Here is a 22,646-nt window from a genome sequence, read left to right as displayed (position 1 = left end):
CCATCGTGGCGGCGGCCAGGCCGTCGACCGCGCCGTCGCCACGATGGAGTCGATCCGCGCCAGCTCGCGCAAGATCGTCGAGATCACCGGCGTCATCGACGGCATCTCGTTCCAGACCAATCTGCTCGCGCTGAACGCCGCCGTCGAAGCGGCGCGCGCCGGCGAACAGGGACGCGGCTTCGCCGTCGTGGCCAGCGAGGTGCGCACGCTCGCGCAGCGCTCCGCATCGGCCGCCAAGGAGATCAAGGCGCTGATCGCCGATTCGGTGGCGATCATCGACAACGGCAGCGCTTCCGTCAACGAGGCGGGCTCGAGCATGGGCAGCGTGGTCGCGTCGGTGCAGCAGGTGAACGACATCATCAACCGCATCAGCGCCGCCAGCAGCGAGCAGGCCGAGGGCATCGCCGAAGTCAATCTCGCCGTCGGCCAGATGGACGACATGACGCAGCAGAACGCCGCGCTCGTCGAACAGGCCGCGGCGGCGGCGGCCAGCCTGCACGAGCAGACCGTCAACCTGGCACGCGCCGTGGCAATCTTCCGCATCGAGGATGCTCAGGACGATGCACCAGCCCCGATCGAACGGCGTGCCGCCGACAGTCCGATGCGCGTCCGGCCCGCGCTCGCGCATCATGCGACGCAGGACGAGGAAGAAGCGCCACGACCGAGGCGGGCCGCCAACGGCCGCTGACCGTTCAGCGGAACGGCTTGCTGACCCAGCGCGACCCGGCCAGGCCGAACCGCCAGGGCACGTCGACGGCTTTCGAAATCCCGATGCGCGGCCCACTGACCACGTCGATGCCGGCGGGTGCCGGCGCCAGTTCGAACGGCGCCGCGGCCAGCGAGCGGCCGTTCAGGTCGCGCGTCACGCCCAGTGCCTGGCACAGCTTGCCAGGCCCGGAACACAACAGCCAGTGGTCGCGCGTGCCGCGCCGCTCGACCATCGTCTCGATGCCCGTCACGGGTTCGAGCGCGCGGATCAGCACCCCGGCACCATGCCCCTCTTCCCGGCAGACGAAGTTCAGGCACCAGTGGATGCCGTACGAGCGGTAGACATAGGCGTGGGCCGGCGGGCCGAACATCGCGAAGTTGCGGTCGGTGGGGCCGGAATAGCTGTGCGAGGCGGGATCTTCGCCGTCATAGGCCTCCGTCTCGACGATGCGGCCGCCGACGCCGTCGACGAGCACCGTGACGCCGATCAGCTGGCGCGCCACCAGATGCGAGGGTGCTAGAAAATCAATGTCGGCAAGGATGGTTGAGGACATGGAGCAATTCTATATTGTTAAGATTTGACAGGTCGCACTGTCGGTTTCGCTACACAAAAGCAATACTTTGCTGCAACTTCAACGACACTGGTTTATAGTGACAAACTCCGCATGGATTTCCGTGCAGCATCATTTTGTTCCCTTCCCGTCATGAGTACAGCAGCTGCCCTGGCGCGCCCAAGCGCCTTCGCCGAGGATCCCGTCGACGCCCTGATCAAGTCGATCCGGATCCCGCCGCGTCCCAGCCTGCTCGCCGACCTGCAACGGGAGCTCGCGTCGTCCGATCCGAGCCCGGCCGCCATCGGCCGCATCGTCGCCAACGACGTCGGCATGTCGGGCGCGCTGCTGAAACTTGCCAATTCATCCATCTTCGGGGGCCGGCGCAAGGCCAAGTCGATCGAGCAGGCAATCCTGTTCCTCGGCATTAACCAGGTCGCGTCGCTGATGACGGGCCTGCTCGCGCGCCGGGCGATCCCGGCCAACAGCGCGGCGCTGGCCAGCTTCTGGGAAGTGTCGAGCCGCCGCGCCGAGGCGATGGTGTTCCTGTCGCGCCGCCTGCGCATCGGCGAGGCCGACGTGGCGCACACGTTCGGCCTGTTCTGCGATACCGGCGTGCCGCTGCTGATGGACCGCTTCCCCGACTACGCCGGCACGTACGCCGCGGCGTCGCTGGAGACGGACCGTCCGTTCACGGCGCTGGAAGAAGAGCGCCACAACACGAGCCACACGGCCATCGGCACCCTGCTGGCGCGCAACTGGGGCCTGTCGGAAGACGTCGCGTGGTCCATCCTGCACCACCACGATTACGCGGTGCTGGACGACGCCAACACGACGTCGACGGTGCGTTCGCTCGTCGCGCTGTCGCTGCTGGCCGAAAGCGCGATCCGCAAATACCAGGGCGACGCCGAATCGCTCGAATGGAACAAGGGCGGCGCGCGCGCGCTCGCCTACCTGGGCCTCTCCGACGAGGAAACGGCCGAGCTGCTCGACGAACTGCACGAAGCCTTCCACGACGACCAGTAGCGCGTCTTTACTTCCGCCCCGGACGGGCAGATACTTGATTCACAAGACCTAGAATCGACGAACCGCCGGCCGAGGAGGAGACATGAAACGCCTGGCGTCCCTGCTGATCGTATTACCCCTGCTGCTGGGCGGCTGCGCCAGCACACCGCAACTATCCGCCCCGCCGCCGCTGTTCGCCGACGCGTCGTTCAAGCCGCCGTCCGAGACCATCGGCGCACACAACCTGTTCACGCTGAGCCCCGCCATGCAGGCCTACCTGCACAGTCCCGCCTTCGAAGCGCATCTGCGCAACAAGGGGCTGGAACGTGGCCTGATCGACGCGCTGTACAGCAAGACCGACCTGAAGCTCGAGTACGATTCCAGCCGCACCCGCACGGCGGCCGAAACGTACGAGGCGCGCGCCGGCAACTGCCTGTCGCTCGTCGTCATGACGGCCGCCTTCGCGCGCGAACTGGGCATGACGGTGCGCTTCCGCAGCGTGCTCGCGGACGAGACCTGGAGCCGCGACGGCGGCATCTATCTCGTGGCGTCGCACGTCAACATCGCGCTCGGCCACCGCAAGCGCAACGGCCTGCTGTACGACGAAACGTCGGAGCACGAACTGGTCGTCGACTTCCTGCCGCCGCCGGACGCGAGCCGCTTCCATACGCGCCAGCTGGAAGAAGAAGACATCGTCGCGCTGTACCTCAACAACCGCGCCGCCGAGTCGCTCGTGCAGGGCAAGATCGACGACGCCTACTGGTGGGCACGCGCCGCGGTGGCGACCAATCCGCCGAACGCGATCGCCTACAACACGCTGGGCGTCATCTACCAGCGCCACGGCGACCTCGTCATGGCCGAACGGGCCTTGCGCACGGCCCTCGAACGCGAACCGGAAAGCCTCGTCGTGATGCAGAACCTGGGTCCCCTGCTGGCCGCGACGGGCCGCACGGCCGAAGCGGCCGAGATGGCGCGGCGCGTGGCCAGCATCGAGCCGGTCCCGCCGTTCCAGTACTTCGACAAGGGCATGGTCGCGCTCAAGGCGGGCGACTACGACGCCGCGCGCAAACTGTTCGAACGCGAAATCAAACGCGCGCCCTACTACGACGAGTTCCACTTCTGGCTGGCGGTGACGCTGCTGCAGCTGGGCGAGGCAAAAGAAGCGCGCGAACAGCTCGCGCTGGCGATCGACACGAGCACGAAGTCGGATAATCGCCAGCTGTACTCCGCCAAGCTGGCGCACCTGAAACGCCAGAGCGCGAACAGCGTCCGCATCTACTAGAACGAAATACGGCCGCGTCGGCGGCCGTTGTGTTGCTATCGCCCGCCGCTCAACGGCGGCGCTGGCGCGCGGCCGACGGCGCGGGGGTGCCGCGGGTTTCGAGATGGCGGAACACGATGCGCCCCTTGTTCAGGTCATACGGCGACATCTCCAGCGTGACGCGGTCGCCGGCGATGATGCGGATGTGGTTCTTCTTCATCCGGCCGGACGTGTACGCGACCAGCTGGTGACCGTTCTCGAGGTCCACGCGGAAACGCATCTCCGGCAGCACTTCGGTAACCTTGCCATTCATTTCGATCAGATCTTCTTTCATGGGTTTCCTTTCAATGTGATCCCGCCCCTTCGTCTGGCATGCGCCCGGGATAGCGAAATAGCTATCGCAGCGTCATCCTCGGGACGCTGGTCACGCATTGCCTGCTGGGGTCGGGAAAAAGCGGCGCCTGGGTGTGTCGTGGCGCCGTGAATGGGGATGGGACCGATATGGGGACATTGCTGCGAAAAAAAAGGGCACTTCCAGCTTTTGTTGCCACGAAGCCATAATCTTGTAAAGTTTCCCAATATCCATGTTAAGCTTTTAATCAAAAAAACAGGTCAGCATATAAAGCCTCGACCCACACAAGACAGATAACCGCCGTGCTGCCAGGGCCGGCACCGGCACGCAGCCGAGGCACAGCGTGCGGAGGGAACTCAATGGGCTTGATGGCTTCCATCTCGCCGGGAAGCGTCTTGCGCCGCCAGCTCGTGCTGGTTTGCGCGCTGCTGGCATACGCGTTGCACGCCGATGCCAGGCCCCTGCACGTCGTTACCGACAACAACTATCCCCCTTATCTTTTCCTGGACACGAACGGGCGCCCCGAGGGATATATCGTCGACCTCTGGCACCTGTGGGAACAAAAGACAGGCGTCCACGTCGACCTCCAGCCCATGCAGTGGAGCAACGCACTCCAGACGATGCAGGACCGCCGGGCCGACGTGATCGACATGATTTTCCGGACGCCGGGGCGCGATGCGTTCTACGATTTCTCCCGGCCGTACGACACGCAGACGGTCGGCATCTATGTCGATCCGTCGATTTCAGGCATCCATGACGTCCAGTCGCTGAACGGCTTCCTGGTCGGCGTGCAGCGCGGCGATGCCTGCGCCGAACAGTTGGCCAGGCAAGGCATCACGAACCAGGTCGCCTACCCCGGCTACGTCGCCATCCTGGATGCCGTCCGCGCCGGCGACATCAAGATCTTTTGCATGGACGACAGTCCGGCGAACTACTATCTCTATCTCTACCGCGACCAGAAGAAGTTCGCCAAAACCTTTACGTTGTATTCGGGGCAGTTTCGCTGGGCCGTCGCCAAGGGCGACAAGGCGACCTTCGATCTCGTCGAGCAAGGCATGGCGCGCATCACGCCGGCGGAGCGCGAAGCGCTGCGGCACAAGTGGTTCAACCAGCCGATACAGTTCCGGCCCTACCTGCGCATCCTCGCGTTCGTGATCCTCGGCGCGCTCTCGGCGCTGGCCGCCACCCTGCTGTGGATCCGGTTCCTGCGCCGCGCCGTCCATGCGCGCACCGCCGAGATCCAGCGGACCGCCCGCGCGCTCATGGTCGAGCAAGCCCAGCTCCGCACGCTGGTCGAAAACAGCCCCGATGCCATGGCGCTGAAAGACAGGAACAACGTCTACGTCCACTGCAATGCCGGCGCCCAGTCCCTGCTCGGCCTGCCGGAGGACAGGATCATCGGGCGCACCGACGACGACCTGTTCGCGGACAAGGCGTTCGCCGCGTTCAGCAAGGAAAGCGACGAGCAGGTCCTGCGCACGGGCCAGCCGCACAGGTACGAGGAAGCGATCGCCGCGCCGGACGGCACCCTGCGCGACCTGGAAGTGATCAAGGTGCCGATCCGGGCGGACGACGGCGAGACCGCGGGTGTCCTTGCCGTCGCGCGCGACATCACCGAACGCCGCCGCGCCGAACGCGAACTGCGCGTCGCCTCGGTCGCCTTCGAAAGCCAGGATGGCATGCTGATCACCGATGCCCAGGGACACATCGAGCGCGTCAACGCCGCTTTCACCCGCATCAGCGGCTACGCAGCCCTGGAAGCCATCGGCCAGAGTCCGCGGCTCCTGCGCTCCGGATTGCACGAGGACGGTTTTTACCACGCCATGTGGTCGACGCTGACGGCGACCGGGTACTGGACCGGCGAGGTGATCAACCGGCATCGCGACGGCAGCCCGTACACGGCGCGGCTCTCGATCACGGCGGTACCGGACGCGCAGGGCCGGACGATCCATTATGTCGGCAACCTGCAGGACATCACGGCGGAAAAACAGGCCCATGCCCTTGCCGAGCGCCTCAAGTCGTTCGATCACCTGACCGACCTGCCGAACCGCTTCCTGCTCGCAGACCGCATGGCCCAGGCCATGGCCGGTGCCGGCAGCGCCCGGGAGTTCGGCGCCGTCATGATGGTGAACCTCGACCACTTCCAGAAGCTGAACGACTCCCTTGGACATGCCGTGGGCGACCGGCTGCTCGTGGAAGTGGCGCGCCGCATCCGTTCGATCATGCGCGACGACGATACGCTGGGCCGGTTCAGCGGCGACAGCTTCGTGCTGCTGACCGAACGCCTCGGCACGGACCGGAATACGGCGGCGGCCCGCGCCCTGCTCGCCGCCGACGCCATCAGGACGGCGATCGCCGAGCCGATGATGCTCGACGGCCACCGGCTGACCTGCACCGGCTCGCTGGGCGTCACGTTGTTTCGCGACGGCGCGGACAGCCCCGATGCCTTGCTGTGCCAGGCCGAGCTGGCCCTGTACAAGAGCAAGCAGAGCGGACGGAATACGGTGCGCGCCTTCGAGGACGAGATGCAGGCCGAGCTCGACGGCCGCAACTGGCTCGAGAAAGCGTTGCGCGACGCCATCCGCGACGACGCGCTGACGCTGCATTACCAGGTCCAGGTCGATGCCTGCGGACGTCCGATCGGGGCCGAGGCGCTGCTGCGCTGGACGCACCCCGAACGCGGCGCCCTTTCTCCCGCCGCGTTCATTCCTCTGGCCGAGGAGACCGGACTGATCGAACCGATCGGACGCTGGGTGCTCGCCACGGCCTGCCGTCAGCTCGCCGCATGGGCGCATCACGAGGCCATGCGTGGCCTGACCCTTGCCGTGAACATCAGTGCGCGCCAGTTCGAATCCGCCAGCTTCGTCGACGACATCCTGGCCGAAGTCAGGCGTACGGGGGCGCCCGTGGACAAGCTGAAGCTCGAGGTCACGGAAAGCCTCGCGTTCGGCGACCTCGACGCGTCGATCCGCAAGCTGCACGTCCTCCGGGTCAACGGCTTCAGCATCTCGCTCGACGACTTCGGCACCGGCAATTCCTCGCTCAACTACCTGACCAAGCTGCCGCTCACGCAGCTCAAGATCGACAAGTCGTTCGTCGACGAGCTGCCGGCCAGCCAGCGCGACGCGATGGTGGCCCAGACGATCATCGCCATGGGGCGGGGCCTGGGTCTGGACGTGATCGCCGAAGGCGTGGAGACGGCCGCGCAACGCGATTTTCTCGTCGCGCACGGATGCCATTCCTTCCAGGGCTATTTGTTCGGCAGGCCGCTGCCGGTACGCGAATTCGAGGCGCAGGTGCTGGCCGCGCTGGTCGCGGCGGAGGCATAGCGCCCTCCGCGCCAACCGATTTATTCACTCAAGAGAAGACAATGCGACGACTGCTCCCCCTCCTGTTCGCTGCCGTTTCCCAAGCCGCCAGCGCCACCCCGTCCACCGTGACCCTGCACACCGACTTTACCGGGCGCACCAACTGCCTCGATATCGTCAACGCGGGCGACCATGATCAGTTGCGCATGGCGCGCTGCGGCCGCTATTCGGGCCAGATGTGGGAGATTGCGCCCGACGCCGAGAACAGCTTCGTGCGCCTGCGGACGCGCTTTACCGGCGCGGACATGTGCCTGGACGTGGTCAACGACGGCAACAACGACCAAGTGCGCATGGCATCCTGCGCCAACGTGACGGGCCAGCAGTGGCACATGGACCAGACCGGCCCAGGACCGGGCGTGCGTTTGTGGAACCAGTTCACGGGCCTGGGCAAATGCCTGGACATCGTCAACGACGGCAGCGGCCGCGTGCACCTTGCAGCATGCGGCAATTATTCGGGCCAGTACTGGAGCAGGCGCGGTTCTCGCTGACGGGTTTAATCGCCAAGCAACCGCCTCCAGCTTGCCAGCTTCTGCTCGAACGTCAGCGCCATGTGCGCCGGCGACGATGACGGCAGCACGACGGCCCGATAGCCCCGCGCCGCGAACTGCGGCGCGAACTCGCCCGACGTCTGCCCATTGAACCCGACCGTTTCCAGCTCTGGACACAACCGGTGCAGGCGTTCGAAGTCATTGGCCGCCGGACTGCGGATCGCGGAATCGAGACTGCCTTCGCGCTCGCACGCGGCCAATACGTCCCACAGGCCGAAGCGATGCGCGAGGAGGCGCGGCAGGCGGTCCGCATAAGGCAGTGAATAGAGGTCCTCGCCGACCAGCGTGCCGACCAGTTTCCAGAACTGGTTGATATTTTGGTTAATTTGACACCTGCGCGGATATCATTCACTTCTTCGCTTATTGTATGAATTCACTCAAAAGTGATATTTCCGTCTCGACTTCCGCATGGCCATGCTGCTAAAAAATGAACTTGAACGTACTGGAATATCGGTACCATCAGCCAAGATCGATTATCGAAAATCGGCGCTTGATGATTGACCTACTGCGCTCGAATTATTTCCTCATGGGTTCAGCCACGAGGTTAATTCCCTTCCAACGGCGGCAGCGGTGCTAGCAATGGAATCTGCCCTCCGATGTCTTTGCTTTCCGTGCGCCGTTCATCAGCAGAATCAGCAGCGGCTTCTGGCGCAGTCGCCAGTAATCCGATGATAGCCCGAGAAAAGCTGGTGTCGAGCGAGTTGCTCTTCACGAACAGAGCAAGCATGTCAGATGCCATCTTCGCTGAGAGATTAGAGTCACTCCCGCTCAAATGGCGAGGTAAGGATCCCGCACCCGCAGCAAAGTAATGTAATGCCAAATCGGTGATCCGAATGGCATCGTTCAGGGCATAGCGCCTGATTAAAAGTCGGTTGACCTCCTCAAGAAGTAGTGGGAACCCCTTGTGATCGATGGCTTGTTCTGAATCTACTTCACCGGTTAGTCGGTAGATGGCATCTGCAAAACGTACTTTTTGCGCCAGAGACTCTGCCCCTCCATGAAGCTCCTCACGGAGCCGGTCTTCGATTTTGAGCACGTCTAGCACGTTCAACTCACTTATCAGCAAACCTAGACTGATCGCAAGAGAGCGAGTTGCAAGAAGGATAAGACCAACGTGAGCCCGGTCGTCCGGCCGAAGCTTTCGGTGTAAATGATTTTGCTGCCCAAGGTTCAACAAGGTTAACACCCTGTGCGCAGGCTTCAGCGTCCAAAGAGTTGTGGTGAGAAACTGCGCCAAAGCGCGGTATTCGCTACCCTTGGGAAACGTGAGCAGCGTGTCGATACTGTCGTAACCAACTCCATCAAAATATGGTCCCTTCAAGCGACTTAATCCGAGTCGAGCATCGAGCTCATGCAATTCGGTATCGTCGATGCAATTCACGTTTAGTTCACGCGCCAGCCACCGTGCACTTTCAGGAATCTTCTTCTTGAAGAGATAGAGCTCCTCAAGGTGAAGCACATCCTGTAACCCCCTGACCCACAACACACGATCAACTGCGCGACCGCTGGCAGTCTTACAATCGATCAAGAGTCGCGACACTCCACCGCTGGCACTGAAACGGAAACCGAACACGTCTGCATCAGTTAAGTCCGTACCGGCCCGTGAATTTGTATCCGCAGGAAGAGTCACGGGGACATTGAGAAATGGTATATAGCCCAAGGCCCACGCCATGCGCTTGCCCAACAACTTATAGGAATGATCTTGATCACTTGATGACACGATGAATTCCTCGCAAGTCGTCGAGCAGCGCGCGACCGAGCCGGGCAGCGGTGCTGGTTTTGGGATCCAATTTGCGCGTGGCAATCACATCGCGAGCGCGCTTTCTGTTTGCTTCGGGGAGGAGCAATCCGCCAGGCTCAGAACTGGAGAAATATCCTTTCACCTCAGCTGGAAGCAGCAGTGACGACGACACATCCTCGCTCTGGCCCGAGCACATGGCAATAGCTAGATCTACCGCAGCCAAGTTGTCCTCGGTGTCATAGAGACGGAACCGGAAGCGCCCGTTTTCAGGCTCAATCCACCCCACCCCCATGTTTGCCGCAGCCGCATATTGAGATTGGATATTTGAATGGGGTGTGCGGCCGATCATCTTCCTGTCTCTCAGTCCTCTGAGGATCGCACTCGGGTCCGAAATTTTGGTGATAGAAGAATAACCTTCACCATAGCGAACGCACGATAGGATAATCCGCGCCTTTTCCAAGATAGCACGAGGATGGGTCGTCTTGAATGGTGCGAATGCAAACGACTGCGCTCCACCCGATGAGACGATGGCAGGTGCGCGCAAGATGTTCTCGTTGACCAATTCGAGAACCAAGGGATTGGTTTGTTCCAGCGTGCTGATCGGCGCACCAGGATGTGACTTTGCCGCTCGAAAGACTGCCTCGATCTCATGGTGCGTGCCTGGGTTTTTTGCAATAAAATTAAGCAGAGTCTCCGGGTTCTCTTCGGTGAATAGAGGCGCGTACAGAATCGGCACCCGGTCCTTGGGCGAGTCGTACTGGCGCAGGTAGCCGCCGAGGTCGCCGATGTCCACGACCGTTTGGATTTCAGCCGCCTTCAGACCCAGTTCGGACGCCAATGTTTCGAGCGGCACCGGCGCTACGGTGAGGCGATCGATAATGGCCATCGTCGCTTGCTCTAGTTCACCGGGTCTGCGCAATGACCACTGCTCGCCAAGCGCGCCGTAGACTTCCTGAAAATACGGGATGGTCTCCTCAATTCGGGTCGGCGCATAGATATTTGGAACAACGCGTATCCAACCAATCTGCTCCAGTGTGCCCAGCACAGTAGGCAGCGAATCAGACGAGATTCCGAGATTGCTGCAAAAGCCGTGGAATCCGACGATGTTCTCGATGGAGTCCAGACCACGGATGTGAACAGCGAGTTGAGCAGCCATGCCGATCTGTCGCGTGATCGGTATGGTGGCTGACACGCGCAAATCTGACACGTCTCGAAGGCCAGACTGCACGTCTTGAGCCCTCCGTCCGATAGCTTCCTGATCCATTAAAATTCCTCTTTTAAATTCACAACTACTGGCAGAACTCAGCCAATTGCTGAAGGATAGCATTCTTACCAGTGAGAAAGATACGCAAAATATCACACACAGATAATCGAGCATAAAATTGTAACCACTAATCGTTACAATTTCACTGTGTACATCCCCGCCGGTCTGTATAAATTAGCGCAGCTTGACGACCAACTACGTGTCGGCCACGATTGACTGCATGGCCTGCCACCGCATTGCCTTTTCTACATATGACAACGTATATGCCGGGCTACTCGAAGGTAGCTTTACGACTTGGTAAGCTGATGCTCTCGCACCCAGCACCTTCATGCCTAATTCCCCAGCTGTTCCGCCGCTGAATTCCAATGCCTTGATGCCGGGATAACGCTTAAGTAATCCCAGCAAATCGTTGTCGTTACGTTCTTTGATATTGCTATCCAGGCTCCCTTGCCGGTGAGCTTCAGTTACGATGTCCCACAAGCCGATTCCATGCGACAGCAAGGTAGCCAGGCGAGCGTCGTAAGCCATGCCGCGCAAGTCGGCACCGATGACCGTGCCCACCATGTCCCAGAACTTGTTCTCGCGGTTTCCATAGTATTCCTGGACAGTCAGCGACTTATCGCCCGGCAAGGTTCCCGATATCAGCAAGCGCGTCCGCTTATTATTCACCGGTGCAAAACAGCGTTTACGTATGTCCGGACTGCGGCCTGATGGATTCATGAACTAGATTTTACTAAGCGCGCCAACCATGATGTTTTGGTTAATTTGACACCAATCCATCGAATATCCATTACAACAATGGTTTTTTATAAACATTTCTCCGTATGTTGCCACCTCGAATGATTGGACTCTTGTTTAACAGCTAGTGATATGGTGCGTGCATGAATGTCATCAATTTGTCGTGCGTCGGTCGAGATGGCCTAAAAAGCAAGCAACCCCTGAAAAAGCACTATGGCTGAGGGCATATAGATGAGCAAGCAACTGACTTTGTTGGCGATTAATCAATTCTGACGACCTGCGCTCAGCTCTTCAACGTCTGTACCCTTAGTGCTCTTTTGAAGGCCAAACGGCGTTACCACCAGTGTTTTTCCTTGGGTTACACTACTCCCCCTGTTCATTACGATCTGACCATTCATGACACTTACTGAAGATAATCTTGACGGTGTACTTTCCTGGGGACAATCTCAGCTGCACCTTTGGTTAGCAAGTGCATTTACTCATCGCAACGAGTGCGGAAAAGACGGGCTTGCTTACCGTGTTTTCGAGGTGGTGCTAAGGGATGTTTGGGAGAAGCCTTATCTAGGCGCTTGTCATGATACTTCCGCTATCATGTACATAATGCTTGCCGAGCTTGGGCAAGCTTCCGAACTCTGCGTAGGCCAAGTGAAGGTGCCCAACGGTCCTTATTTAGACCATTCGTGGGTCGAGGTAGACGGAAAGGTTATCGACGCGGCTATAAGCTTGCCAAGGATTGATGGAGGTCTCTGCAGTTTCCCAGTGTTCGGGTCGATTGACTTAGGTTACAACAATCAAATGGAACTCGACTACGCCTACGATGACGGTAAGGGCTTCACAGATTTTGCACTTGCAGTGTATGGTGTGCCGCTCGGGGAGTTTACTCGTCTGCCTGGAGGAAACGAGCATCTCTGGGAGATCACTGCCAATTTGTTGATCGAGCTCGGAATCTCTGTTCGTGCCTCCAGTTTAGCGACAAAATATAGCGATCACTTGCGATCAGTAAGAATTCAAACGCCTGAAAGGCCGTTGTAAAACGGCCCGCAAGAAAACCTTCAACAAAAGGGTCAATCTTTTTTCACAATGAAGCGTTCACAGTCTTCGGGCGCGCTCCGGCCAGCGCGCTTTGCATTCCTCCCATAGGGTAGTGAAATGTACAATGTCGAAATTTGCCCCAACTGATCTCTTATTGGTCACGTAAAATAAATTGCGAATTGGATGCCGTAGGCGAATCGGCATCCATTAGCAGCTTATAAAGCAAAAATGCTCTCCTGTAAATTACGCATCAGCATTGAACCTATACTTTCTTTGGCTTATTCTCCATCGCAATGGTCAGAAGTTGATTTAGCGGGTTATGCGTCCCCCAACTTGCTTTGGCTGTAGACCTCTCTGCCCCCTGCCAATTTCGAGACGAGTAATATATAGCGCACTGTATGTAAGGGGACACTGAGTTGTAAAGAGTTCTAAGCGTCTTCCGCCGTGAATGATCTCCATAGCGACCAACGTATACGGCAGCTACAGCACGAAGTGCTTCGTGACGCGTCGCATCGCGCAGAAGATCTAACGAAGCTTTGACGGCATCCGATAGCCCATCTCCTCTTTGCATAAGTGCTGCAATAATCCAGACCTTTTGCCAGTCCATTAGAGATGCATCTTCTAAAGATTTCACCATAAACTCTGCAACCTCTTCGTTATCAATAAACTCAGCAAGATAGGCAGAGTATATTTGCGACATTGAAGCACGCTTTCTAAATGCATCAATTACATGTGAGACTGCATGGTCCGAGTCTGACATTGCAAATAAAGGAAGACAAAATCTTTCAATATTTTCTTCATAACCCGGATACTGAGGAATAGATTCAAAGAGGATTCGTGTCGCCGCCAATTCAAGATCAATCTCCTCGTCAACTTCTGAATCTTCATCATCGGAATCTTCCCATTCCGCCTGAAATCCATAATCGACGTCAAAATCCTCATCGGACAGCTGCTCAGAGACTTCCGCAACAGCAGCCTCGAACAAAGCCTCAAGATCAGGTTCTTCTGTAATAAGTGCACTCGCTGGCAAGATCTTGCACTTTGCCTCATTTAAGCCAAGATCATAACTTCTTAACTCCGGTATAAGTTCCTGCATTAAACTATCTGCGGAGTCTACACTGTCGATGAATATATACATATCGTCAACGTATCGGGTAGAAATTATCTTCTTCTCTTTCAAGAACTGATCAATAGGCGCAAGATAAAAATTACCTAGTAAATCTGATGGATACATGCCCTGAAGAATTCCTCGGGAACTACGCTCTCCCGCATATCCAGCCAGTAGATTTTCCAATCTTGAGGAAAGCGCAGAAGGATACCCTGCGTCAGCAAGTACGTTTACCAAAGTATGTTGATTTAGAGAACCAAAGAAATTGGCAATATCAATACGCACTACATATTTTACTGACTTCTCCTGTGCAAATTTTGCATTTGCCTTTTGTAAAGCGTTCCATGAAGTTCGCGTAGCGACAAACATATTTCCGCTTGCAGGCTTTGCTGGCTTATGACTAAAAGACCGTTCATGGTCGGTTTCGCTCTCGATTATCGGAGCTGCCTCATCAGCCAGCGCCTGATAAAGAAGCCGATCTTTAGGCATAAGTATGCTGCCGGGGCGAGAATAATTTGGCCCAAGACGCTTTGCCCCAACGCCAACCGGCATACGATAAGTTTTAGGGACCTCTATTGTCATAGGAACGCCAGGATTAAATTTTCCGTCTTCCAAATCTTTTTTAACTTGGCGAATAATTTCATCGCCTGCTTTAGCATATATAAAGCTAAGATGAGGAGCGTAAAAAAAATCTGAACGAAGATCGTGACGAACACGTTGCAACGCCAAATCCCAATCGATTTTTTTTATAATTTCAGGATCGAGACCAAATGGCTGACCCGGTTTTACTTGCGCCATATTTTCTCACTCAAACGATATGTTGACGATTATACGAAATTCTTGATTACCTGGAGTAAATCATTAAACAAGTAGTCTATCATCTTGCGCTAACAAGCCAATACAATTTAGCGCGATCAATCTCTACCATTTCTCTGTTCCGCGTGCTAATCCATTCATAAGCCACACTTACAACCACTGCTGTTACTTTGACAGATGCCACTCAACCATATCACGAACATGTTAGGTGTCATTGCAAACGACTTGTATCTCACGGCGATGTCATCGCCGCATATTTAGAAATTCATGAAGCAAATGAATTTAAGCACACCATGCTCGCAACAACCTTTTAGATGATTCATTTACTTAACAATAGCTAACTCGATTTTCTCACGCTCATAGTCCGTGAGCTGCGGAGCTCGATATAGGCGGCGTGCAGAGATGGATGAGATAACCTCATCTTGACTTAGGTCGGGCCTAATATACTTTTCTAATTTAACGATAGCAGAACGAGGTATGCCAAATTCAGATAAAATCGATAAATTTTCTCTAATAAAATCATTTTCTAATAGCGTGGCGTAGTAAACATAATTTCCTGGCCTTTGGCCTATCTCGGCGCAAACAAAGCGCTGTATTCTGTCAACAACCAATAACCACTTCGGAATTTTATATTGAAACCAGTGCCTCATTATTTGAAATGAATCCCGGATAGCGTCATCCATAAGTATAGCATCACTTTTCTTCGCCTTTTTTGGATCCCTTCTAGCATAATCGAATCGATCTTTCACAATCGCATTAATGCTTTTATTGAGCCCGTAGTCAAAAGTAAGTTTGATAATCCATTTTTTGGTCATAGGCTTGACTGATTCCACATCCTGTAGCAAACAGTCCCAAGCGAGGCCAAGCGTATATTCAAGTTGCTCATATGTTGGCGTACCATCCCAACATAGAAGCTCTCGATTGGCACGAATATTTTCACGAACGCTTTGCAACAAGTCTACTTGACCGCGAACACATATTGCATTTGCGGCAAATAATTCTCGCTCAGAACTACTAAATTGGCTGATGTATTTGTACTGCTCTGTAGAGTCATCCTTAATTTCGTTATTCTCGAGATTAATCAAAACCTCATCGGAAATTGGTGCCTGATCAACAAATGGCACGTCGATATAAATTATATCTTTTTCAGGTGGTGCTCCGAAGTTAAAAACTCGACCAATATAATGCTCCATTAACCTTCCGGCACGTCCGCGAATATTTGCATAGTCGAAATAGTCGATGGGTAATTCTTTTCCTTTACGCTGATCAAAATAAACTATATTTTTTGCGTTTGTGTTTACTCCCTCAATAATTGTCGAAGTGCAAAACAACACGCTTATACGACAAACGTCAAAGTAGTCAATTATCGTAGTAGTGATATGCCGCTGCAAAGCACCGTCATGGAAACCAATACCATACTCAATTAGTTCAATAAGGCTCCATAGCGGTGAAACGTTCTCGGATATCCAGTCATAAATAGGCAACTTGTTATTGCGCGCCTTTAGACCCCTACCTTTAAGGTGCACGAGATAAGATCGAGCCAGCGATCGTGCGCGGCTTGGTGAAGCGCAATAAACAAGAGTCTGTTCCTCGGATAAATCATCGAGAAGTTCAAACAATACATTTTCTTTGTACGTTTTCTTTTTCCCAAGGTCGCCAAATTTGTTCGGATGCCTCTCGTAAACATTTTCAATCTTGGTCCCGACCAACGTATAACTAGCAAGAAAAAATTCGGCGTTATACCTTTCAAGAAATTCTTGCGAAACCTTATCAACATTAGGACCGGCGAGATAAAATTGCGGCTCAAAGGTCTTGAGTAGGTACAACACAGCGTTATTGAGAGCATCAGCTCGCTCATCATCTCTTTTCGCGCTTATCTTGTAGAATTCATCAACGATTAGAAAATCGATTTTGGGGAAATCTCGATATTCATTGACCCGCTCCGCCGTAAGCAAGAATATGTTGCCGCGATTTTGATCGGGCTCTTGTGATGTCCGTAGAATTAATTTGTATGAATCGCGGTACTTTCCTAATTTCTTCCGTGTTTCGTCCAGCAAGGCTAGTGTAGGCTGGATAATAACAATATTCTTAAAGTTTTTGCTTGCGACCATTTCCTCAATGAGCAAACTTTTTCCGAAGCTGGTCGGGGCACTTACCACAAGGTTCTTACCGGCATTCAGAATATCAAAAACGAGCTTTTGTTCATCGTGAAAAACCCGATCACTGACGTGATGTGAATGATTTGAGCTCATGCGTACTAACGCACTGGTCGACTGCAACTCCAAGTTTTCCTTACGCAAATATGGATAAAAACCCACCGCCTCAATCAAATCAGCTAGCATCGGATCGAGCTTTTCATCGAATTTGTGTCTAGCTTGGAGGATATTTACTAAAAGCTCAACTCCTTCGGCCTCGTGCGTCACAAACTTATTTGCGCATTCCCGATAAATCTCGAAAGTTGAAGAATAATCAAAAGAATTCGAAATTTCGATAGATAAAATTCTGTCTAACATATCAGTCCCCAACTTCTTGCAGAAGACTTAACTTACGGTGCAAGCGTTTAACCAATTCGACCTTTGATGGCACGGGAAAGAGAAGTACGACAATGTTCAGCCTATCGGCAAAGGGATGACTAAAGGCATTATCAAAATATGCTTTCAGCTCAACTAATTTTTTCTCATACTCAACCTTGAATTCTGGACTTGTTTCATCATTGTGTTTTTCGAATAGGTCACAGGAGTATGTGCAAAGCAGCGGGATATTAATTTTTTCGAACTTATCCTTTAGTTTCGTTGTAGAAGCAAAAATATTTTTCCATTCGTCAATTAACGGAATGTTGTCGAAGAGTCTGATTTTCTTCGCAATAAGCGAAAACTCGGCCTCCATATAATCTGCACGAAAATGGCTCTGAACATCGGTAATTAATTCTTTCAGTGCCTTTTTGGGATCGAGATAGAGTTTCGATTCTCCTAGCCACAAGGTCTTGTTCGCCGGGTCGATATGCACACAATCGAAGCCATGTACTGCATGACCAAGCGAATCTTTAAAATAAATTTTTGACAACAATGGAATTGTGTTGAAAAACTCTCTGAGAAGTAAATGAAGAATTAATTCTCCGAATTCTCCACGACGTAAAAATTTATCTTCAAGATCATCTGCAATATGATCACCTTTCTCATAAATTTCTCTAACTCTGTCGAAGTGGGATATCTTGTAGATTGAACGCGCAGCGTCAACGACCTTCAATGCGGTTTCGGTATTTTGAGTAGAGGTTCCCTCGTGAAATCCAAACGCAAACTCATGAATTGCGGCGAGCAAACATTTCATTAATGCGCTCCACCGATATGAGCTCTCACCTGCGTCGTTTAAATCAAAGCCGACCAAGTATCCTCTCGCATTGCCAAAAGACAGAGGGTGTTCAATAACCGATTGCGCACCAAAAATTCCGGATTTCACTGCACGTCTCCCAGCTTGGGACTGATAAAGAAAAATACTGCAAAGCTCAATATTGTTTCCCACGATACATGAAAAACTCGCTTGTTGAAATAACTGTACAAAATACCAGTATTCAATGTTTACAAATTGCTCTTCTAAAACAAAGCCAATGTTATCAATAGCTTAGGACCATCTATCAATTCAATGTACGCCCAAAGTGTTGCAATTTATATTAGCAATATTTTTAACACATTGGAAAGCTATGACCTCTGAGAAAAAGGCCCAGTCCTGTCTGAACGGGAGTTCCGCCAAGTTGTCGCAACAGCGAGAACACATGAGCAGGCGAATCGTAACGTTACACTCCTCTACTTCTCAGTCGCGTTGGGGCTTCGCGCCAAAGAAATGAGCTTGCTGAAAGTTCAGGATGTGTTGGCACCGAACGGTACGATCAAGGATGAAGTACTGCTTACGCGCAGCACAACCAAGGGGCGGAAGCAACGCCTTATCTACCTCACCAATAAGGAGCTTCGCAAAGCGCTCTCTTTGTATCTTCGTGAACGAAGTGACAACGGCGCAGCCGTGGTCCGCCCTGATGCACCACTGTTCAAATCGAGGAAAGGCGGGCCTTTCAGTCCCAATACGATGCAGATGCTGTTCAAGCGCATGTACATCTCTGCTGGACTGGACCAGGCGTCGAGCCACTCGGGACGCCGAACCTTCGCGACGTCGCTAATCGAAGCTGGGGCCGATATCAAAGCTGAACCGCACCGGGAATCGTGGAGGCTGATTGGTTTAAGTTAATGCGGCTTCATCGGCAGCGATTTTGAGCTGCTTGTAGTAGTTTGCCTCAGCTTCGGCGGGCGGAATATTGCCCAGTGGTTCCATCAGCCGATGGTGGTTGAACCAGGCCACCCAGGGTTGCTAGTTCTACGGATTCCCCAGTTTTCCAGGTCGGACGGTGAATCAATTCCGTCTTGTAAAAGCCGTTGATCGTTTCAGCCAGCGCGTTGTCATAACTATCACCCCGACTGCCGACCGACGGTTCGATACACGCTTCGGCAAGACGCTCACTGTAGCGGATGCTTAAATATTGAGAACCTCTGTCGGAACTATGGACCAACGTTCCTTTGTCACCGGGTTGGCGGGTATACAGTGTCTGTTCAAGCGCATCGAGAATGAAATCAGTGGTCATCGATGAACTGACACGCCAGCCGACGATTCGCCGGGCGAACACGTCCACTACAAATGCCACGTACACCCAGCCCTGCCACGTCGAGACGTATGTGAAGTCCGACACCCACAGCTGATTTGGCCGGTCAGCAGAGAATTGCCGATTGACCCGATCCAGCGGATGTGGTGCGGTAACGTCGGGAATCGTTGTCCGGATTCGCTTGCCGGGTACAGCACCTTGCAATCCCAGTCTCTTCATCAAGCGTTCCACCGTGCAGCGGGCGACGACGATGCGTTCCCTGTTCATCTGCTTCCAAACCTTGGCCGCGCCGCAGACCTGCATATTGATCTGCCAAACCCGGCTGATCTCCGGGCACAGGATCTCATCGCGCTTCGCCCGGGCACACAGCTTTAACGGATCACGAAGCTGTGCGGCATGGCGCCGATAACCCGACGGGGCAATCCGCAAGACCTTGCAGATCGGCTCGACCCCGAAGGTGTCGCGATGCTGATCGATAAACGCCTTCAGGACTTCAGCCGGCGGTCGAGCTCCGCCTGGGCGAAAAACGCACTCGCCAGCTTCAGGATTTCGTTGGCGCGCCGCAGCTCCTTGTTTTCGCGCTCAAGGGCCTTTAGCCGCTCTCGTTCCTCTGTTGTCACTCCGGAGCGCTCTCCTTGGTCAACCTGGTCGCGCTTGACCCATTCATGCAGCGTTTGCGGGCTACAGCCGATCATCGCTGCAATTGATTCAACTGCCGCCCACTGGGATGGATGTTCATCTCGCTGCTCCCTTACCAGGCGGACTGCGCGTTCACGGACCTCGGGCGAAAATTTGCTTGGTTTTTTGTTCATGGGTCCATTCTCTCAAGAGTTGGAGCCTCCAGCAAATCCGGTGCGGTTCAAATTACGGCCGTCAAGGTAACGGGCAAGGAAGTTGTGTATAACCGGGGCCTTCGACATGGGACGAAGTTCCTGCATCGGACGTCGTCGCGAGTCATCCATTCGCTTATGGCGTTTGCTGACTCGCGTTGCTTGCGCAACACATCGTGACAATATGAGAGAATCTAGGGCAAATTGAGTGATACCGTTGTTCATCTTACAAAAGAAGAAAAAGGGGATGAGATGTATCGCTTACTTGTTTCGTTATGCGGATTGATGCTAGCCGGCTGCACACAGCCGCCGCTCAAACCTGTCGATGGTAACTTCGCAGTTAGTTCACACAAACTGTCGAAGCCCTACTCTGACTCGTACAAAGATGGCCTATTCCACATGGCGTGCACAGACAGCTACAAAAACGGGCACTTTTATTCGACCCTTAGGAACAAGGAATGCAGTGATGATCAGTGTATTAAGGATCGTGTGGAACTAGCGCGAAGCCATTTCGAACACGCTGCGATGGCAAACAATGTTTATAAGACTCCCCAAACCAAACCAACCTTCGCCGTCCCTGGTTGGACATTGGTCTCACGTCTATCTAGTGAAAGCGGCCTCGACGTAGACGTGTATCTAGATGCGAAAGATTGGGGGTCTAGCAAGAAGGCTACCGTAGTTTATCGCGGCACTGATTTTTATTCGCTCAAGGATTGGAAGACGAACTTCGCCATCTCAGAGCCACTGCAATTCAAGCAGGCATTCGATCACTTATACGACATCCGCAACAACTACCCTTCGATTCCAATTGTCGTCGTTGGGCATTCACTCGGTGGGGCCATCGCCCTAAACATGGCAGCGAGATTCCAGAACGTTGAGGCCGTCGCATTCAATCCATCGCCGCGTGCGTTTTTTGCAGCAGATCGATATTCAAAATTAAACAAAAAGACGATTTTGTATGAACGAGGTGAAGTCTTGGACGTGCTTTTTGGCCCGTATTTGAGAATGCGTCTAGAGGGCCCGATTGAGCTGGGCAACTACAACCTGTTTGATTACAAACTTCGGTCACTTCCACCAGTCCAAGAACACGGAATCTATGAAATGACCAGAGCTCTTACAGTAATAGCAATGACTGTTGGAGATGACGAGCAGGCACGGAGGTTTTTTGTAGAGAATGTGCCGGAATCAGTCGCCAAAGAAATAGATTGGGAAAATTGCGCGTCACTTTATTCGACCGCCAACCGAAACACGATAACTGAATAATAGATCATTTCATCAGGAGGCAGCGACTTCATTATGAAATCTCGCTTTACTCTAAACGTCAATTTTTACTTTTCAATTTTCTGGAAATCAAGGCTATATTCTCTCAAGGCAGGGCGCTTAAAGGCGCCTTCTTCCGAGAGGCAACTAATACACGCAATTTTGAATCGACCGTTTCTTCTTGAATATTGGCTCACCACCGCAGTGCTCTCAAGGATTGGCATAAAAAACGCCCTGAATTGTTCAGGAAGCGTATGTATAACCAGCCGGGTCTTGACAGGTAGCGACTGTGAATGCTGCTGACGCTGCTCTGGTGTTCCAGCTTTTCCTGCTGTCGTCCCCAAGCACGGTCTTCGGCAGCGACTTCCACTTGGAGCGCTCCATGACCGTAAGGCCAATTAGCAAGTCTCCACGGATGGTGCGAATTTCTTAGTTGATTAAGCTGTGCCAGATGACCAACTTCTGGGCAAACGACAGCGCCGCGTGCGCCGGCGAGGTCGACGGCAGCACCAGGGTGCGGTAACCGGCGGCGGCAAACTGCGGCGCGAACCGGCCCGACGCCTGCCCGTTGAAGCCGACCGTTTCCAGAAGCGGGCAGAGCCGGCGCAGGCGTGCGAAATCGTTGGCCGCCGGCTTGCGGATATTCGCATCGAGGCTGCCCGCGCGCTCGCAGGCGGCGAGCACGTCCCACAGGCCGATGCCGTGCGCCAGCAGGCGCGGCAACCGGTCGGCGTAAGGCAGGCCGCCCAGGTCTTCATGGGTGAGCGCGGACAGGATCGGCCACAGCGCGTTACGCGGGTGGGCATAGTACTGCTGCGCCGCGAGCGATGCGGCGCCCGGGAAGCTGCCCAGGACGAGGATGCGCGTGTCGGGGGCGATGACGGGGGCGAGGCCGGCGAGTTGGGCGGAGTCGATAGGTGCAGACATGAAAACATTGTAGCGCGCAGTCTGGCGCTATGACGGTACATGAACACGTCATTCCCGTGCACACGGGAATCCATGCTGATTCTACTTCGGGCACTCGCATGGGTTCCCGCCAAGGGGGACGCCTAGTCCGGGAACGACGGATCTTAAACACGAAAAAAGCGGCGATACGCTCGCACGTACCGCCGCAAAGGGCATTACCGGAATCACAGTAAGGCCAGGGACTTCGTCTTCAGTTGCGCGCCTGCGCGGTATCGTCCGCGCGGGCAGCGGCATCCCAGCCGCCACCCAGCGCGCGGATCAGCGCCACGGTGGTGATCGCACGGTCGCCGCGCAGCTGCACGGCATTGCGCTCGACGATCGCCAGGTTGCGCTGCGCGTCCAGCAGTTCGAGGTAGCTGCCGCGGCCCGCGTCGTACAGCTTCTGCGCCAGGTCGGCCGAGCGGCGGGCGGAGACCACGCCCGCCTCGATCTCGGCGCTCTGCCCCGCCAGGA

The 22,646-nt window shown here is 54.9% G+C and carries 19 protein-coding genes, 1 pseudogene and 1 other annotated feature; of the genes and pseudogenes, 8 read left to right on the top strand and 12 right to left on the bottom strand.

The window, feature by feature from the left end:
• Window positions 1-688, top strand: a 688-nt coding sequence (locus tag ACEN88_RS05745) for a methyl-accepting chemotaxis protein (RefSeq protein ID WP_413337819.1), incomplete at its 5' end; no start/stop codon positions are given.
• A gap of 4 nt (window positions 689-692) precedes the next feature.
• Here the strand turns inward: ACEN88_RS05745 and ACEN88_RS05740 are convergent.
• Window positions 693-1,262, bottom strand: a complete 570-nt coding sequence (locus ACEN88_RS05740) for a DNA-3-methyladenine glycosylase (RefSeq protein WP_413337818.1) — start codon at window positions 1,260-1,262, stop codon at window positions 693-695.
• A 150-nt stretch (window positions 1,263-1,412) separates the two neighbouring features.
• Here ACEN88_RS05740 and ACEN88_RS05735 point away from each other — a divergent pair, with 150 nt between their 5' ends.
• Window positions 1,413-2,285: an HDOD domain-containing protein gene (locus ACEN88_RS05735; RefSeq protein WP_413337817.1), complete on the top strand. Its 873-nt coding sequence runs from the start codon at window positions 1,413-1,415 to the stop codon at window positions 2,283-2,285.
• An 82-nt stretch (window positions 2,286-2,367) separates the two neighbouring features.
• A complete protein-coding gene (locus ACEN88_RS05730; protein WP_413337816.1) occupies window positions 2,368-3,546 on the top strand; it encodes a tetratricopeptide repeat protein in 1,179 nt (392 codons plus the stop codon).
• Between the two features lie 49 nt (window positions 3,547-3,595).
• On the opposite strand, the gene infA is transcribed toward ACEN88_RS05730, so the two are convergent.
• Window positions 3,596-3,859 (bottom strand): translation initiation factor IF-1, encoded by a 264-nt coding sequence (infA, locus tag ACEN88_RS05725; protein ID WP_056124464.1) that lies wholly within the window; start codon window positions 3,857-3,859, stop codon window positions 3,596-3,598.
• Window positions 3,860-4,236: 377 nt separating this feature from the next.
• Between infA and ACEN88_RS05720 the strand changes: the two genes are divergently transcribed.
• Entirely contained in the window at window positions 4,237-7,206 is a 2,970-nt protein-coding gene (locus tag ACEN88_RS05720; protein ID WP_413337815.1) for an EAL domain-containing protein, read from the top strand.
• 41 nt (window positions 7,207-7,247) lie between these two features.
• Window positions 7,248-7,733, top strand: a complete 486-nt coding sequence (locus ACEN88_RS05715; RefSeq protein ID WP_413337814.1) for an RICIN domain-containing protein — start codon at window positions 7,248-7,250, stop codon at window positions 7,731-7,733.
• 5 nt (window positions 7,734-7,738) lie between these two features.
• On the opposite strand, the gene ACEN88_RS05710 is transcribed toward ACEN88_RS05715, so the two are convergent.
• The 4 genes from ACEN88_RS05710 to ACEN88_RS05695 all read right to left on the bottom strand — a co-directional run bounded on the left by ACEN88_RS05710 (window position 7,739) and on the right by ACEN88_RS05695 (window position 11,518).
• Entirely contained in the window at window positions 7,739-8,119 is a 381-nt protein-coding gene (locus tag ACEN88_RS05710) for a DNA-deoxyinosine glycosylase (protein WP_413337821.1), read from the bottom strand.
• Between the two features lie 218 nt (window positions 8,120-8,337).
• Window positions 8,338-9,513: a hypothetical protein gene (locus tag ACEN88_RS05705; RefSeq protein WP_413337813.1), complete on the bottom strand. Its 1,176-nt coding sequence runs from the start codon at window positions 9,511-9,513 to the stop codon at window positions 8,338-8,340.
• On the bottom strand, window positions 9,500-10,798 hold the full coding sequence (locus ACEN88_RS05700; RefSeq protein WP_413337812.1) for a hypothetical protein: 1,299 nt from the start codon (window positions 10,796-10,798) through the stop codon (window positions 9,500-9,502). The genes ACEN88_RS05705 and ACEN88_RS05700 overlap by 14 nt, the downstream gene beginning before the upstream one ends.
• A 195-nt stretch (window positions 10,799-10,993) precedes the next feature.
• The gene (locus tag ACEN88_RS05695) at window positions 10,994-11,518 is read right to left on the bottom strand and encodes a DNA-deoxyinosine glycosylase (RefSeq protein ID WP_413337811.1); all 525 of its coding nucleotides are present in this window, start codon (window positions 11,516-11,518) and stop codon (window positions 10,994-10,996) included.
• 414 nt (window positions 11,519-11,932) lie between these two features.
• Here ACEN88_RS05695 and ACEN88_RS05690 point away from each other — a divergent pair, with 414 nt between their 5' ends.
• Entirely contained in the window at window positions 11,933-12,568 is a 636-nt protein-coding gene (locus ACEN88_RS05690) for a lasso peptide biosynthesis protein (RefSeq protein WP_413337810.1), read from the top strand.
• 262 nt (window positions 12,569-12,830) lie between these two features.
• Here the strand turns inward: ACEN88_RS05690 and ACEN88_RS05685 are convergent, their stop codons facing one another.
• The 3 genes from ACEN88_RS05685 to ACEN88_RS05675 form a co-directional block, all read right to left on the bottom strand.
• On the bottom strand, window positions 12,831-14,474 hold the full coding sequence (locus tag ACEN88_RS05685) for an RNA-directed DNA polymerase (RefSeq protein WP_413337809.1): 1,644 nt from the start codon (window positions 14,472-14,474) through the stop codon (window positions 12,831-12,833).
• Between the two features lie 341 nt (window positions 14,475-14,815).
• A complete protein-coding gene (locus ACEN88_RS05680) occupies window positions 14,816-17,005 on the bottom strand; it encodes a DEAD/DEAH box helicase (protein ID WP_413337808.1) in 2,190 nt (729 codons plus the stop codon).
• Between the two features lies 1 nt (window position 17,006).
• Window positions 17,007-17,948, bottom strand: coding sequence for a DUF1837 domain-containing protein (locus ACEN88_RS05675; protein ID WP_413337807.1), 942 nt, complete (start codon window positions 17,946-17,948; stop codon window positions 17,007-17,009).
• Window positions 17,949-18,215: 267 nt separating this feature from the next.
• Between ACEN88_RS05675 and ACEN88_RS05670 the strand changes: the two genes are divergently transcribed.
• Window positions 18,216-18,728: a tyrosine-type recombinase/integrase gene (locus ACEN88_RS05670; RefSeq protein WP_413337820.1), complete on the top strand. Its 513-nt coding sequence runs from the start codon at window positions 18,216-18,218 to the stop codon at window positions 18,726-18,728.
• Here ACEN88_RS05670 and ACEN88_RS05665 read toward each other — a convergent pair.
• Window positions 18,720-19,949: pseudogene (locus tag ACEN88_RS05665) on the bottom strand (IS3 family transposase). The gene ACEN88_RS05670 and the pseudogene ACEN88_RS05665 overlap by 9 nt on opposite strands.
• Window positions 19,552-19,668, bottom strand: a sequence feature (AL1L pseudoknot). It overlaps the preceding pseudogene by 117 nt.
• Before the next feature lie 222 nt (window positions 19,950-20,171).
• Between ACEN88_RS05665 and ACEN88_RS05660 the strand changes: the two are divergent.
• Window positions 20,172-21,230: an alpha/beta fold hydrolase gene (locus ACEN88_RS05660; RefSeq protein ID WP_413337806.1), complete on the top strand. Its 1,059-nt coding sequence runs from the start codon at window positions 20,172-20,174 to the stop codon at window positions 21,228-21,230.
• A gap of 426 nt (window positions 21,231-21,656) precedes the next feature.
• Here the strand turns inward: ACEN88_RS05660 and ACEN88_RS05655 are convergent, their stop codons facing one another.
• Window positions 21,657-22,154 carry a DNA-deoxyinosine glycosylase gene (locus ACEN88_RS05655; protein WP_413337805.1) on the bottom strand — a complete coding sequence of 166 codons (498 nt, stop codon included), beginning with the start codon at window positions 22,152-22,154 and terminating at the stop codon, window positions 21,657-21,659.
• A gap of 229 nt (window positions 22,155-22,383) precedes the next feature.
• Window positions 22,384-22,646: TolC family protein (locus ACEN88_RS05650; protein ID WP_413337804.1), on the bottom strand; the 263-nt coding region annotated here is incomplete at its 5' end.

Origin of the sequence: Massilia sp. CT11-108, from assembly GCF_047302915.1 — a bacterium.
GTDB classification, from domain to species: Bacteria; Pseudomonadota; Gammaproteobacteria; order Burkholderiales; family Burkholderiaceae_D; genus Telluria; species Telluria orientalis.
This window is presented reverse-complemented; position numbering and strand designations above follow the sequence as displayed.